This is a genomic window from Accumulibacter sp. (assembly GCF_029255125.1).
Lineage (GTDB): Bacteria > Pseudomonadota > Gammaproteobacteria > Burkholderiales > Rhodocyclaceae > Accumulibacter.
Window position 1 is genome coordinate 1 of sequence record NZ_JAPUVR010000135.1, and the last position, 13,673, is coordinate 13,673.

General features: G+C 64.9%; 14 protein-coding genes, 1 tRNA gene and 2 pseudogenes. 9 read left to right on the top strand and 8 right to left on the bottom strand.

The window, feature by feature from the left end; translation table 11 throughout:
- Positions 1 to 264, top strand: a pseudogene (locus Q1L59_RS14720) (IS4/IS5 family transposase); the annotation flags it as partial.
- Between the two features lie 88 nt (positions 265 to 352).
- Here Q1L59_RS14720 and Q1L59_RS16780 read toward each other — a convergent pair.
- Positions 353 to 898, bottom strand: a pseudogene (locus Q1L59_RS16780) (FAD-dependent oxidoreductase); the annotation flags it as partial.
- Here Q1L59_RS16780 and Q1L59_RS14725 point away from each other — a divergent pair.
- A complete protein-coding gene (locus Q1L59_RS14725; RefSeq protein WP_300333580.1) occupies positions 853 to 1,506 on the top strand; it encodes a LysR substrate-binding domain-containing protein in 654 nt (217 codons plus the stop codon). The pseudogene Q1L59_RS16780 and the gene Q1L59_RS14725 sit on opposite strands and share 46 nt — an antisense overlap.
- 499 nt (positions 1,507 to 2,005) lie before the next feature.
- Positions 2,006 to 2,944, top strand: coding sequence for a prenyltransferase (locus Q1L59_RS14730; RefSeq protein WP_300333583.1), 939 nt, complete (start codon positions 2,006 to 2,008; stop codon positions 2,942 to 2,944).
- Positions 2,945 to 3,068: 124 nt separating this feature from the next.
- On the opposite strand, the gene Q1L59_RS14735 is transcribed toward Q1L59_RS14730, so the two are convergent.
- From Q1L59_RS14735 to Q1L59_RS14760, 6 genes are all read right to left on the bottom strand, one after another.
- Positions 3,069 to 3,491 (bottom strand): thioesterase family protein, encoded by a 423-nt coding sequence (locus tag Q1L59_RS14735; protein ID WP_300333584.1) that lies wholly within the window; start codon positions 3,489 to 3,491, stop codon positions 3,069 to 3,071.
- Positions 3,492 to 3,560: 69 nt separating this feature from the next.
- Positions 3,561 to 3,998: a GNAT family N-acetyltransferase gene (locus Q1L59_RS14740; RefSeq protein ID WP_300333586.1), complete on the bottom strand. Its 438-nt coding sequence runs from the start codon at positions 3,996 to 3,998 to the stop codon at positions 3,561 to 3,563.
- A gap of 99 nt (positions 3,999 to 4,097) precedes the next feature.
- Entirely contained in the window at positions 4,098 to 4,535 is a 438-nt protein-coding gene (gene yidD / locus Q1L59_RS14745; RefSeq protein WP_300333588.1) for a membrane protein insertion efficiency factor YidD, read from the bottom strand.
- 170 nt (positions 4,536 to 4,705) lie between these two features.
- Complete coding sequence (locus Q1L59_RS14750) at positions 4,706 to 5,143, bottom strand: MAPEG family protein (protein ID WP_300333591.1); 438 nt, start codon at positions 5,141 to 5,143, stop codon at positions 4,706 to 4,708.
- A 217-nt stretch (positions 5,144 to 5,360) separates the two neighbouring features.
- Positions 5,361 to 6,563, bottom strand: a complete 1,203-nt coding sequence (locus tag Q1L59_RS14755) for an ammonium transporter (RefSeq protein ID WP_300333592.1) — start codon at positions 6,561 to 6,563, stop codon at positions 5,361 to 5,363.
- A 175-nt stretch (positions 6,564 to 6,738) separates the two neighbouring features.
- Positions 6,739 to 7,992 (bottom strand): murein transglycosylase A, encoded by a 1,254-nt coding sequence (locus tag Q1L59_RS14760; RefSeq protein ID WP_300333595.1) that lies wholly within the window; start codon positions 7,990 to 7,992, stop codon positions 6,739 to 6,741.
- Positions 7,993 to 8,041: 49 nt separating this feature from the next.
- Between Q1L59_RS14760 and Q1L59_RS14765 the strand changes: the two genes are divergently transcribed.
- From Q1L59_RS14765 to Q1L59_RS14790, 6 genes are all read left to right on the top strand, one after another.
- A complete protein-coding gene (locus Q1L59_RS14765; protein ID WP_300333597.1) occupies positions 8,042 to 8,977 on the top strand; it encodes an ATP-binding protein in 936 nt (311 codons plus the stop codon).
- A complete protein-coding gene (locus tag Q1L59_RS14770) occupies positions 8,974 to 9,921 on the top strand; it encodes a Nudix family hydrolase (RefSeq protein WP_300333600.1) in 948 nt (315 codons plus the stop codon). Before Q1L59_RS14765 ends, Q1L59_RS14770 begins: the two co-directional genes overlap by 4 nt.
- 252 nt (positions 9,922 to 10,173) lie before the next feature.
- The gene (locus Q1L59_RS14775; protein ID WP_300333602.1) at positions 10,174 to 11,268 is read left to right on the top strand and encodes an isocitrate/isopropylmalate dehydrogenase family protein; all 1,095 of its coding nucleotides are present in this window, start codon (positions 10,174 to 10,176) and stop codon (positions 11,266 to 11,268) included.
- A gap of 52 nt (positions 11,269 to 11,320) precedes the next feature.
- Positions 11,321 to 12,028 (top strand): dienelactone hydrolase family protein, encoded by a 708-nt coding sequence (locus Q1L59_RS14780; RefSeq protein WP_300333605.1) that lies wholly within the window; start codon positions 11,321 to 11,323, stop codon positions 12,026 to 12,028.
- A 127-nt stretch (positions 12,029 to 12,155) separates the two neighbouring features.
- Positions 12,156 to 12,920 carry a ParA family protein gene (locus tag Q1L59_RS14785; protein WP_300333608.1) on the top strand — a complete coding sequence of 255 codons (765 nt, stop codon included), beginning with the start codon at positions 12,156 to 12,158 and terminating at the stop codon, positions 12,918 to 12,920.
- Positions 12,921 to 13,037: 117 nt separating this feature from the next.
- Positions 13,038 to 13,113, top strand: a tRNA-Phe gene (locus Q1L59_RS14790).
- A gap of 91 nt (positions 13,114 to 13,204) precedes the next feature.
- Here the strand turns inward: Q1L59_RS14790 and Q1L59_RS14795 are convergent.
- Complete coding sequence (locus Q1L59_RS14795) at positions 13,205 to 13,420, bottom strand: helix-turn-helix domain-containing protein (RefSeq protein WP_300333610.1); 216 nt, start codon at positions 13,418 to 13,420, stop codon at positions 13,205 to 13,207.
- Positions 13,421 to 13,673: the final 253 nt, after the last annotated feature.

A 13,673-nucleotide genomic window follows, 5' to 3' on the forward strand; every position in this document is an offset into this window, starting at 1 on the left:
ATGGTGCTCAGCACCGATCCCGACCATCCCGCAGCGGCCGCGCCGCAGTTCAAGCACGCCATGATCACCCTCGCCGAAGAAGCCTTCGTCCTCACGCCCCGCTGCCCCCAACAGGCCCTGGCAACCTTCCGCGAACTCCTCTCCGAGATTGCTCGCGTGCGCTATTACCCCCCACGAACGCCTCGGCCTTCGCAGCCTCGCGTATCAAAGAAGCCCATCTCCAAATGGCAGGTCGATAAAGGCAAACGAATCGCCATGGCCTAATCCAACAGCATTGCCACCCAGCCACCCACGGTCGACTTGTACAACGACTGCGGCGAATGCGCGAGCGTAAGGCCACGCGGGCCAGTTCGTCTTCGAGTTCGCCACCGTTCCGACCGGCTTCGATGGACACCAGCATGTTCGTGGTATCGACCGACAACAGTTTCTTCATGCAGCAGACATCGAGGCAGATACCGCCTTTCATCAGCAGCGGTCTCCCGACCACCGACGAACCAAGGCCACGCGCGACCACCGGTGTTCCCGTCGCGTTGGCCCAGCGCAGTACGCGCGCCACTTCGTCGGTGTTGATCGGTAAGACCACCAGCTCGGGCCGGTGCTCGATGTGCCCCTGCTGGCGTGCTTTGGCGAGCACTGGCCAGCAGTCGAACGAGCGGGCATCCAGGTCTTGCGCGTTGTCGCTGAGCGCGTCGGGCCGGTCGAGCACCCGGCCAGTTGATCGCGCAGCGTAGTCGAAGACGAGGCAACCATCATCATGAAGTGTCCCGTTGAGATGACTCGCGACGACTGTAACGGTGTTCACGGTGCGTGCAAAATTCATTTTTCGCCCAGATAAATCGATGATAGCTATTTTTGGCGCATCAACAACGCCGCATGTCGCTGATCGAACTGAAGTCATTCAACGCAGTAGCCATCGCAGGCGGCTTCGTGCGCGCCGCGGAATTGCTGCACCGCTCGCAACCGACCGTCACCGCGCAGCTGCCGACCCTGGAGAAGCGCTACGATGTCGAGCTCTTCTTCCGCTCGCGCGGCCAGCTCGCCCAACTTACGCCGATCGGCCGTCAGCTCTTCGAAACGACGCGCACGCTATTCCAGCTCGCAAAGGACGCGCTGGCCGTCCTCGATGGCGTGCGCAACATGGCGCATGCGACCCTGCGCTTTGGCGTCATCGCGCCGCGCTCGGCGATGACCCTGGTCGGGGATTACGCCCGGCGCCATCCCGACGTGCGCATCGAGATGCGCATCGGCAATTCGGCGCAGATTCTGCAGTGGCTGCGCAGCTATGAGGTTGACGTCGGCATCCTCGGCGCCCACGAAAGCGACCCGATGCTGTACATGCGCCGCTTCGCAACACCGGAGATCGTGCTGCTGGCGGCCGCCGGGCGGCACTACGGTGGCGACGGCCGGCTGACCCGCGAGGCCTTCGCCGGCGCAACGCTGATCCTGCGCGAAGCAGGCTCCGAAACCCGGGCGCTGATCGAGGACGCATTGCAGCGACACGGCTGAAAGCCCGCCCGCCAGTTCGAAGTCGGCTCGCGCGAAGAGGTGGCTGCCGCGGCAGAGGAAGGCTTGGGAATCGCGCCGATCTCTCTCGCCGAGATCGACCCGCGACCGGGCATCCAGGTTCTGCGCTTTTCGGAGTTCAGCGTGCACGGCGAAATGTATGTTGCTTGCACAAACAGCCGGCGACATCTGCCGATGATCCGAGCTGCGCTGGACAGCGGCCAGCGAAAGTAGGAACGCAGCCCGGGCCGGATGAAGCCGCGCCAAGCCTTCCCCTTTTCCGGTCGTCCGCTGCGCTCGTCCCCGGCCGGCGAGTGGCAAACCGTTGAGCGATCGCGCCAGACGCGCGGCGAGCGGCTGTCGCATCCAGGTTGCCGGGTGCCGGCCGCCGGGTAGTACGGCTGTGCTGCGCAAGACAAAGTCCGACTTGCCGTTTACCATCGCGGTCGACCGCCACGGCAGTGGATTGCCAGACTCCAGGACAAGAAGAAAGGAAGCCATCATGCCCGTTCCCTGCGAACCCACCCGCGAGGCCTTGGCGAATCCGGCGCTGCGCTATTTCGCTGCGACTCGGCCGGCCTTCCTCTCGGTCACTTTCGTCGGAGTCATGCTCGGGCTTGCCAGCGCCGCGGCGAGCGCTATCCGCCTTGACCCGACCGGCGCAACGGTGACGCTACTCTTCGCCCTCGTCGCGCACGCTGGCGCGAATGTCATCAACGACTACTACGATGCGCTCTCGGGTTGCGACGCGGCAAACAGCGAACGTGTTTTCCCGTTTACCGGAGGCAGCCGCCTGATTCAGAACGGCGTGCTTTCGCCGTCGGCGACCGGTCGCTTCGGCTACGCGCTGCTCTTTGCGGTAGCTCTCGCCGGCTTGTGGCTGACCGCGGTCAGTGGCTCGGAGCTTATGCTGATCGGGCTTGCCGGATTGCTCGTCGGCTGGGCTTACTCGGCGCCTCCATGCCGGCTGCAGAGCCGCGGCCTGGGCGAGTTCGGGATCACCTTCGCCTGGCTGCTGGTCGTCGTCGGCGCCGACTTCGTCCAGCGCCATGCCTTCTCCTTCGTGCCGGTCGCGGCCGGGCTCGGCTTTGCGCTGCTCGTCGCCAACGTGCTCTACATCAATCAGTTCCCGGACATCAGCGCGGACGCCAAGGTCGGCAAGCGCACGCTGGTCGTTCGTCTCGGCGCACCCGCGGCGCGCTGGGGCTACCTGCTGCTCGTGCTCCTGGCCTACGGCTGGGTCGCTGCGCTGACGCTCGCTGGCATCTTGCCGGGGCTGGCCTGGCTCTCGCTGCTGCCAATGGCTGCCAGCGGACTGGCGACGCGCCGGTTGTGGGCAAACGCCACTCGACCGCGCGAACTCGCCCCCGCGATCAAGCTGACCATTCTCGCCGCTGTATTGCACGGCCTGCTTCTCGCCGGGGCGCTCGCCGTCGCCTGAACGGGGAGGAGCATGCGTCCGCGCGCGACGCGCCGTCGCCTGGCCAGCGGATGGCCGTCGCGGGCGATCTTCGGACGGCCGTGCCTGGTCCGGTCTGCTCGCCGGCGCGTTTGCCGCCAAGCGTTCAGCGGCCGCCTGCCTTGGCGCTCAGCCGGGCGTCGAACTTCTCACGATTGATGATGAAACGCTCGTGTCGCCCTTGCGAGATGAGATCCAGACCGTCGTGCGCGGCAACCGCAAAGACGAGCTTCTTTCCTTCGACGGCGAGCAGTTCGACGGTCACGCTGACTTCCAGACCCGGAGGTGTGGCCGCCTGATGACTGACGTCGATATGCGTGCCAACGGTCTGTTCCTGCGGCCAGTCGAGGTGGGGATTGATTGCCTTGATGCAGGCCCACTCGAGCAGACCGACGAGGAAACCGGTGGCAAAGACTTCCGGCATGGCGACGAATTCTTCGGACTCCGGGTAAAGCGCGGGAACCGTTTTCGATGCGGGCACCTTGAACTTGTGCTCGAACTTGATTCCCGGCCTGAGCGAATCGCGCATGGCGCCTCCGTGTGCGTAGGGTTGCCAGGCTGACCAGCGCCAGCCCGTCGATGACTGTCGATGAATCCGCTACCGCGCTCCGCCGCAGCGGACCAGCCGCGGCGCTTGGCCGCCGCGCAGCACCCATGCCCGCGGGTTGGCTTCGAAACCGAGCCGTGGGTAATACTCGTTGGCCAGCGGTGCCGCCAGGAGAACGATCATGCATTCCCGCTCCAGGCGCTGCCTCGTTTCCTGAATCAGACGCTGGCCGATACCGCGCCGCTGGTAGTCGCGATCAACCGCGAGGTCGGCCAGATAGGCAACATAGGTGAAGTCGGTCAGACAGCGAGCGATGCCGACCAGACTCTCACCCGCCCAGGCGGTGATCGTCAGGTTCGCATTGTGCAGCATGCCGGCGAAGATATCAGGCCGGTCGACCGGGCGTCTTTCTCCCAACGTCGAGCGCTTGTAGAGCTCAATTGCGCTCTCGACGGAGACTCTGGCATCAGCGCGGTATTCGATGAGCATGTGTCCTCGCTGGCCGGCGGCTAATCGCTGAAACGCCGCGCGACCAACGCAACGCCGAAGCATGTTTGGCCAGGGCGTTGCCGTCGGGCTGAACGACGTTCATTGTCGGTCGCTCCGTTCGTCAGCACGCGCTGGCGGAATGTGGACGAACTGCTCTTCCTCAGTCCGCCGTTTCTTGCGCTGTGGCCAGTCGCAACTTCCACAGTCGCAGCAACTGGCCAGATCACCGAGCGTCGAACAGGTTCTGCCGCTGCCGAGCTGACAATCCAGATCGCACGGCAGATCGCAGTCGCCGCGCTGAGCCCGGTGCGGGCGCGTCGGTGCCGGGCAATGGCGGCGGTGCGCTATCCCGCAGCGATCGAGGCGCTGGCGGAGAACAAGCAGGCCGGCGAGCACGCCATACCTGCGGACGGCCCGCCAACCAAGCGCTGAGCAACTTGCCCGTCCGGTATGACGCCGGTAAGCGCATGCGAAGCCCTTGTACGGCGAGAGAAAGCGCTGGTACGCGCCAATTGCTGCGAGAACGAAGCCGCGCATGGCCGTCGGCGCGCTAGAACGGCGTCACAGCCGCGCAGCCGGCCAACATGTCGCGCTTCATCTGCCGTTGGTGTCGGACGGCTGCGGCTGATCGCCAGGGGTCCGCTGTGGTCGGACGCAGCTCGCCGCGATCAGCCAGCGCAGCCGCCCACGTCGAACCGGCGATCGCGTCAGGCAGCACTCTTGGCCTGCAAGGAGAGAACGAAGGCGACCCAAAGCACGACGATCAGGCCAAATCCGGCGAGGAAGGCGGCCAGGCGGTGGAAGACGTTGTTATACGTGCAGTGAATGACCGAATGGGCGACGCGCAGGCCAACAAAACCCCAGCAACCGGCAACCAGCCAGGCGGGAACGTGGCCGCTGCCCAAGGCGGCGGCGACCAGTGCGTAGAACAGCACCGGCACCTCGAACAGATTGCGAAAATTGTCCGCCGCCTGGACATCGACCAGCCGCGCCGCGACCTGCAGCGAATTGGCGGCAGCCTGCGGATGGATGCGCTTGCCACGCATCTCGCGGACTCGGCAGTAGAGCAGCCTGACCCCGACGAAGAAGCTGAGCAAGACCAAGGCAAGCGCCGATGCTGCGAGCGCGAAGGTGGAATTCGGCACGGCCTTTCTCCAGTGTGACCAATCGCCTACGGGAACAACATTTTTCCCGCCGCATCAGTCATGTACAGTCGGACAGACGACCCCTGTGCGCGGCGCACACAGCGTGCGCCAAGGCGGCACCACGCGGCACCGTGCCGGCGGCGTCGAGCGCGATTGTAAACCTCCGCCACCGCCGGTCAAGTCGCGCGCGGTACGCTTTGGCTCAGCGCGCAAACGCCTACCAGTTCGTTTCGCGCTCGGCCGTCGCGCTGATCTTGTGGATCGACAGGTCGGCGCCGTTGTATTCCTCTTCCTGGTCAAGGCGCAGGCCGACCATGCGCTTCAGGATGAGATAGGTGATCGAGCTGCCGACCAAGGCAATGACGATCGCCATACCGGTCATGATCAACTGCGGCATGAAGGCGATACCACCGGCTCCGCCCATTGCCTTGCTGCCGAAAATGCCGGCGGCGATTCCTCCCCAGGCGCCGCAAAGGCCATGCAATGGCCAGACGCCGAGAACGTCGTCGATCTTCCAGCGGTTCTGAGTCAAGGTGAACATGTAGACGAACAGCCCACCGGCAGCGCCGCCGACGACGAGCGCACCGATCGGGTGCATCACGTCTGACCCGGCACAGACCGCGACCAGACCCGCCAACGGACCGTTGTGCACGAAACCGGGGTCGTTCTTGCCGGCAACGAGCGCGACCAGCGTTCCGCCGACCATCGCCATCAGCGAGTTGAGCGCCACCAGGCCGGAAATCTTGTCGATCGTCTGCGCGCTCATCACGTTGAAGCCGAACCAGCCGACGGTGAGAATCCACGCGCCGAGGGCAAGGAAGGGGATCGACGAAGGCGGATGCGCCGACATCCGGCCTTCCTTGGTGTAGCGTCCATGCCGCGCCCCGAGCAAGAGGACGGCCGGCAGCGCGATCCAGCCACCCATCGCGTGCACGACGACCGAACCGGCGAAATCGTGGAATTCTTCGCCATAGGTCGCCTTCAACCAGGCCTGAATACCGAACGCCTGATTCCAGGCAATGCCTTCGAAGAAGGGATAGACGAAGCCGACGATCAGGAAGGTCGCCGCAAGCTGTGGATAGAAGCGGGCGCGCTCGGCGATGCCGCCCGAAACGATCGCCGGAATCGCCGCCGCGAAAGTCAGCAGGAAGAAGAACTTGGTCAATTCGAAGCCGTTCTTCTGCAGCAGCGTTTCGGCGCCAGCAAAGAAATTGACCCCGTAGGCCAGGCTGTAGCCGATGAAGAAGTAGGCGATCGTCGATACGGAAAAGTCGGTCAGGATTTTGACCAGCGCATTGACCTGACTCTTCCTGCGCACCGTGCCCAGTTCGAGAAAGGCAAAGCCGGAGTGCATGGCAAGCACCATGATGCCGCCGAGCAGAATGAAAAGGACGTCACTACCAGACTTGAGCGCTTCCATGCTTCCTCCTGAATTGGGTTTGCCCGAATAAAGCAATCTCCGTTCCAGGCGCGGCAGCGCTCGTTGGTGGACGATACTGCGCCGCGAAGGCTCGCCCGACGCACCAACACGGGGCGTCGTCGGGTCGCCAGGCACCAGGACGAGGCGCGCTGCACCAGACCGCCTCGTCTGCCGCTCATTTTGGTGCCGCCGCGGGGGGCAGCAGAACCCACATCTGACCCTGCTGTTTCATCCGCCCGGCGTGTTGACCGGCCTGCCCGCCGAATCCCCAGAAATAGTCGGCGCGCACTGCACCCCGGATCGCCCCGCCGGTGTCCTGTGCCATGACCAGGCGGCGCAGCGGCGTCGTCGAGTCGGGTAGCGTCGTGGCCAGAAAAACCGGTGCGCCGAGCGGTACGTAACGCGTATCGACCGCGATGCTGCGTTCGGCGCTGAGCGGCACGCCGAGCGCGCCCTGCGGTCCTTCGGCCTCGCTGCCCTTGAGCGGCTGCTCGCGGAAGAAGACGTAACTGGGGTTGGCGTTGAGCAGTTCGTCGACCCGGCCGGGATTGGCACGCGCCCAGTTCTTGATCCCCTGCATCGTCGCCTGCTCGACGCTCAGTTCGCCACGCTCGACGAGCAAGCGACCGATCGACTGGTACGGGTGACCATTCTGATCGGCGTACGCCAGCCGTGTCGTCGTCCCGTCGGTCAGCCGCACGCGCCCGGATCCCTGCACCTGCAGAAAGAAGAACTCGATCGCGTCGTCCACCCAGAGCAGGATGCGTTCGGCATGCTCGTTCTGCCGACCGACGATTTCGCTGCGCGAGAAATACGGCACCACCTTGTTCCCCTGCAGCCGACCGCGCAGGCGCAAATGCTTGGTTTCCGGAACGATACTGCTCAGATCGATGGTCAGCAGGTCGGCCGGCACGGCGAGCACCGGTTGCAGGTAGGGTTTGCCGCGCGTGCGCGAGCCGCGCAACAGCGGCTCGTAGTAACCGGTGACCAGGCCGCTCGTCGTCCCCTCCGGATTGTGCAGCCGCCAGGGCTGCAGGCGCGTCTCGAAGAACTGCCGGATGGCGGTCGTCGACGGGTTGCTCAGGCTCTTCGCCTGCTCGCAAACGGCCTTCCATTGCGGCCATTGCGCGCGCGCGGCGAGCGCCCGGCACGAGTGCAGAAAAGCCGGCCAGGCGGCGGCAAGTTCGTCTTCCTGCCATCCAGGCAGATCGCCCCAGCGCGCCGGCTGCAGCGTGCGTGCCGTCGCTTGAGCCGTGGGCGTTGCCCCGCCGGCTGTACACGCCGGACACGTCGGACAGACCGGGCAGCCCGACGCAGTGACCGACGCTTCGTCCGCCGGCCGGCTTGCCGGGCCGCCACAGGCGGCGAGCAGGGCCGCGGCGCCGACCAGAGCGGCGCCGAGGAGTTGTCGCGATTGGCTTTTGTCCATGCTTTGGCTACAGTGTCGGATTTTTCCAGGCGCGCAGTATACCCGTCCGATGAACGACCCCCTGCAGCAACTTGCCGGCTTTCTTGCCCGAGCTGAACAACTGCTCGATCGACTCGAACCGCTCCTCCCGCCCGCTTCCCGGTTGCCCGACTGGCAGGCGGCGGATGCCTTCCGCTGGCGCAAGGGCAGCGGCTCCGCCTACCTGCAAGCGGTCACGCGCCGACCGCAGATTCGCCTGGCCGACTTGCAGGACATCGACGAACAGAAGCGGCGCATCGACGCCAACACGCGCCAGTTCCTCGCCGGTCATCCGGCCAACAACGTCTTGCTCACCGGCGCGCGCGGGTCTGGCAAGTCTTCGCTGGTGAAAGCTCTGCTCAACGAGTACGCCGCCAGCGGGCTGCGCCTGATCGAAGTCGAAAAGGTCGATCTGGTCGATCTGCCGGACATCGTCGACTTGCTCGACGGTCGGCGCGAGCGTTTCATCATCTTCTGCGACGACCTCTCCTTCGAACCCGGTGACGCACGCTACAAGGCGCTGAAGGTCGTTCTCGACGGATCGCTCAGCGCCACACCAGAGAACGTGCTGATCTACGCCACGTCCAATCGTCGCCATCTGATGCCGGAGTATTTCGCCGAAAACCTGGAGAACACGCGCCTCGGCGAAGAGATTCATCCGGGCGAGACGAGCGAAGAGAAGATCTCGCTCTCCGAGCGCTTCGGCCTCTGGCTGTCGTTCTATCCATTCGATCAGGCGGCATATCTCAACATCGTCGCGCACTGGCTGCAGACGCTCGGCTGCAGGCCGGCCGAAATCCGCGCGGCTGAACGCGACGCGCTCAATTGGGCGATCGAGCGCGGCTCGCGCAGCGGTCGCGTCGCCTGGCAGTTTGCCCGCGATCTGGCCGGGCGAGAAAAGATCACAGCGGGCGACCAGGCGCAGCTCGGTCAAGCGCCGGCCGGCGTGCTGACGGGAATGCCTTGAACCGGATCGTCGAGGTTGCGGCAGCCGTGCTGCTGCGCGCCGCCGGAACGCAGTTCCTCCTCGCGCAGCGGCCTTCCGGCAAGGTCTATGCGGGCTACTGGGAGTTCCCCGGCGGCAAGCTGGAACCCGGCGAAAGCGCTCACCAGGCGCTGCTGCGCGAGCTGCGCGAGGAACTCGGCGTCGTTGTCGACCAGGCCTGGCCCTGGCTCTCGCGCGAGTTCAGCTACCCGCACGCCAACGTGCGCCTGCGCTTTTTTCGCGTCGACACCTGGCACGGAGCAATCGCCCCGCTGGAACATTGCGCTTTCGCCTGGCTTGACGTTGGCCAGGCGCCGCAGGTCGAACCGATCCTGCCGGCGAACCAGCCGATTCTGCGCGCGCTCGCCTTGCCGCCGCTCTATGCCCTGACCAATGCTGAAGAGAACGGCGTACCGGCCGAACTGGCGCGCCTCGAGCGCGCCCTGGCGGATGGCTTGCGCCTGATTCAGGTGCGCGACAAGACGCTGCCGCCAGCGCAACGGCGAGCGCTCGCCGAGGCGGTGATGGCGCGCGCCGGACGTTACGCCAATGCGCGCGTGCTGGTCAATGACGATGCGCAACTGGCGCTGGCGGTTGGCGCGCACGGCGTCCATTTCTCTTCCGCGCAGCTCTGGCAACTCGCCCAGCGACCTGCTTGCCCGCTAGTTGCCGCGTCCTGCCACACGGCGGCCGATCTGGCGCGCGCCGCCGAGCTCGAACTCGATTTCGTCGTTCTCGGACCGTTGCTGCCGACAGCCAGCCACCCGACGGCCGCCGGCATCGGCTGGCCGGCGTTCGCCCGCCTCGTCGAACGCTCGCCACTCCCGGTCTACGCGCTGGGCGGACTGCACCCGAAGATGCTCGCCGAGGCCTGCCGGCACGGCGCACACGGCATCGCCGCTTTGCGCGGCTGGGCCTCGGCCTAGCGGCCAGCGGCCGGGCCGGCCGGTGCGCAGCCAGGCAAGTCGACAGGGCAGCGGCAGTCCGCGACCAGCGGCGGAAGGCGCACAATCGCATGACTCGCCCCTTGACGTGAAGCTGCCCTCGCTTACAATCCCGGCGGGACCGCCTGTAAGGCGCTTCAGTTCAACGCGGGCTATCGGCTGCGGTGGTGCCGGCGGCTGAATCGGGCCCTTTCGGCGCGGCTGATCGACGCTGTTCGCGTGCACGGAACAAGAATGAAAAAAGAGCCCCGTTTCAGTATCGCAGTTCTCCCCGGTGACGGAATTGGTCCGGAAATCGTCGCTTCCTGTCTCGAAGTGCTCGCTGCGCTACACGAACGTCTGGGCGGCATCACGCTCGACTATCGTCATATCGAAGGCGGCGCAGCCCACTACCAGAAGACCGGCACGGCGTTCTCGGCCGACAGCCTGGAACAGTGTCGGCAGGCGGATGCCGTCCTTTTCGGTGCGATCGGCCTGCCCGAGGTGCGCTACTCGGACGGAACCGAAATCACGACCCAGTTCGACCTGCGCTTCGAGCTCGACCTCTATGCCGGCCTGCGCCCGATCCGCAGCTACCCAAGCCTGCCGCGCGTGCTGGTCGATCCACGTGGCGCGCAAATCGATCTGGTTATCGTGCGCGAACAGACCGAAGGTCTGCTCTATTCGCGCGGCCGCGGCACGCTGGAAGCCGACAACATCGCGCACGAAACGATGAAGATCTCGCGCGAGGGCAGCCGCAGGATCTCGGAGTTCGCCTTCCGGGTCGCTGAACGGCGTGCCAGAAGCAAGCGACGGACGGCGCACGTGACCTGTGTCGACAAGGCTAACGTGCTGTCTTCGATGGCGTTCTTCCGACGGATATTCACCGAGGTGGCGGCGGCTCACGCGTCGGTCAGGGCGGACTGTGCGTATATCGACTCGACGGCAATGCATCTGGTCAAGGCGCCCTGGGACTTCGACGTGATGCTCACCGAGAACGCATTCGGCGGCATCCTTTCCGACCTTGCCGCCGGGCTGGTCGGGAGCATAGGTCTGGCCCCATCAGCCGACATCGGCGACCGGCACGCCGTCTTTCAGCCGGCGCACGGCAGCGCACCGGATATCGCCGGCAAGGGAATCGCCAATCCGGTCGGTCAGATCCTCTCCGCCGCACTGATGCTCGACTGGCTCGCTGACCGCCACGGCGAACCACGCCTGGCGCACGGTGCGCGCATCATCGAACGCGCCGTCGAGCGTGCGCTGACCACCATCCGCCCGGTCGAATTTGGCGGCAAGGACGGTACGCCAGCGATCACCAAGGCAATCATCACGCAAATCCGCAAGGAATGAGGCCGCGCCAGCAGCCAGTCAATCGCCTGCCCACCAGACAAGGACACCTGTTATGACCTCCGCGACCCCCTCTGCCCCGGCCGCCAGTCTGCTGCCGACCGTCGAGCACACAACCGGCGAATCCCCACGCTTTTCGGTCATCTGGCTGCACGGCCTGGGTGCTGACGGTCACGACTTCGAGCCGATTGTCGAAGAGTTCGACCTCGACCGCCTGCCGCCGATCCGTTTCATCTTTCCGCACGCGCCGATGCGCGCGGTGACGATCAACGGCGGTTACGTGATGCGCGCCTGGTACGATGTCGTCTCGCCCGATTTCGCGCCCGGGCGTGAAGAAGCCGACGGCGTGCGGCAGTCGACCGCACAGATCGAGGCTTTGCTGGCGCGCGAGAACGAGCGCGGCGTCGCCGCCGAGCGCATCGTGCTCGCCGGGTTCTCGCAGGGCGGCGCGGTTGCCCTGCACGCCGGCCTGCGCCATGGGCAACCCCTGGCCGGCGTTCTCGCACTGTCGTGCTATCTGCCGCTGGCCGATACGCTGGCCGCTGAAGCGCACGCCAGCAACCGCCAGGTTCCGCTCTTCATGGCACACGGACGCCACGATCCGGTCGTCCCTTATGACTACGGCAAGCGCTCGGCGAAGCTTCTCAAGGCGGAAGGCTACCCGCTCGAATGGCACGCCTACGACAGCGAGCACACGGTCTGCGTCGAGGAACTGAGCGACATCGAGTCCTGGCTGCACAGGATCGTCGGCGCCGCCTGCTGATCGGCTGCGCCCGGCGCACGCCGCGCCGGGCAGCAGAAAACCGGGCGCGCTGCGAATTACCCCTCGACGCACACGGCAGACTTGGCTACACTTGCATGAAATCCATCCGTTTCGTGGGGAAACCGTCATGCGCCGCGTCGTTTTCAATCAGAAGGGCGGAGTGGGGAAGTCCACGATCGCCTGCAACCTCGCGGCAATCGGCGCCGCGCGGGGCCGCAAGACGCTCGTCCTCGACCTCGATTCCCAGGCCAACGCATCGCGCTACCTGCTCGGCAAGTCACTCGCCGAGCAAAGAAAGACGCTCGCCGAGTTCTTCGACGACATTCTTGGCTACCGGCTGTTCCCGGAGGCGCTCGATGCATTCATCGTCCCGACGCAGTTCGCCAATCTCGCCGTCGCCCCCGCCAATTCGCGCCTCGACGACTTGCACGGGAAGCTCGAATCGCGTTACAAGATGTACAAGCTGCGCGAGTCGCTCGACAAGTTGCAGGGCTACGACGACATCTTCATCGATACCCCGCCAGCGCTCAACTTCTTTACCCGCTCGGCCCTGATTGCTGCCGATACCTGCCTGATTCCATTCGATTGCGACGACTTCTCGCGGCAGGCGCTGTACGCCTTGCTCGACAGCGTGCGCGAGATTCAGGGCGATCACAATCGCAACCTGCGGATCGAGGGAATCGTCGTGAACCACTACCAGGCACGGGCCAACCTACCAGGACAACTGGTCGAGGAACTGCGGGCGGAAGGCTTGCCGGTACTCGACGCCTTTCTGTCGGCCTCGATCAGGATCCGCGAGTCGCACCACCTGGCCATGCCCATGGTCTACCTCGACGAAAAGCACAAGCTGAGTCGCGAGTTCGCTGCGCTCTACGATCTCCTGCGCCCTTGATCCCGCGCAGGTCGGCACGCATCCAGCCCGCGCAGCGCAGCGCCTGGCGAGCCGCGAGCGCGAGCTACTGGTTTCTTTGACGACAGCGGATCGTTTCGCTACAATTCGCGCAACGTTGGCCAAGTAGCTCAGTTGGTAGAGCAGCGGACTGAAAATCCGCGTGTCCGTGGTTCGATTCCGCGCTTGGCCACCAAATTCGCATTGGCTAGTAATAGCCCGAAATAGCCCTCAGGAGTTCGCAGGTGTTCGAAAGAGCCAGCGAGGTAACTGAGGGCTTTTTCGTATCAGCGAGTGCTGTTGCAGGTTGTATAGGACTCGGACGTACTCTTGCGAAGGCTCTCCGCTCCAAACGCCAGAATATCTGACAAGCGATAGCGGACGCGACCCATCATCTTCAGGTAGATCGGACCAATGCCCTCACTGCGCCAGCGCTCGAGTGTGCTCTCAGCGACTTGCCAGCGTACAGCCAGTTGGGCCTGGGTTAGGTACTGGATATCAATCATGACGACTCCTCCGTTGAAGCTGCGAAATTGGAGCTACTCAGGATTCGTCATGGTGGATAGCGTAAATCGGCCAATACCGGTTGCGGGGCAGCGCATCCGAAGTGACTATCGGAACCGGGAATTCCGCGAGTGCCCCCACAAAATGCCTGTAACCGTTCACGTCCCCCTGGCCACCAGCACCGTCGTGCTCGACGAATCAACACCTTGCCAAGGAGCAGGAGGCAACAAGGCAGGGGGGTGTGAACGGTTA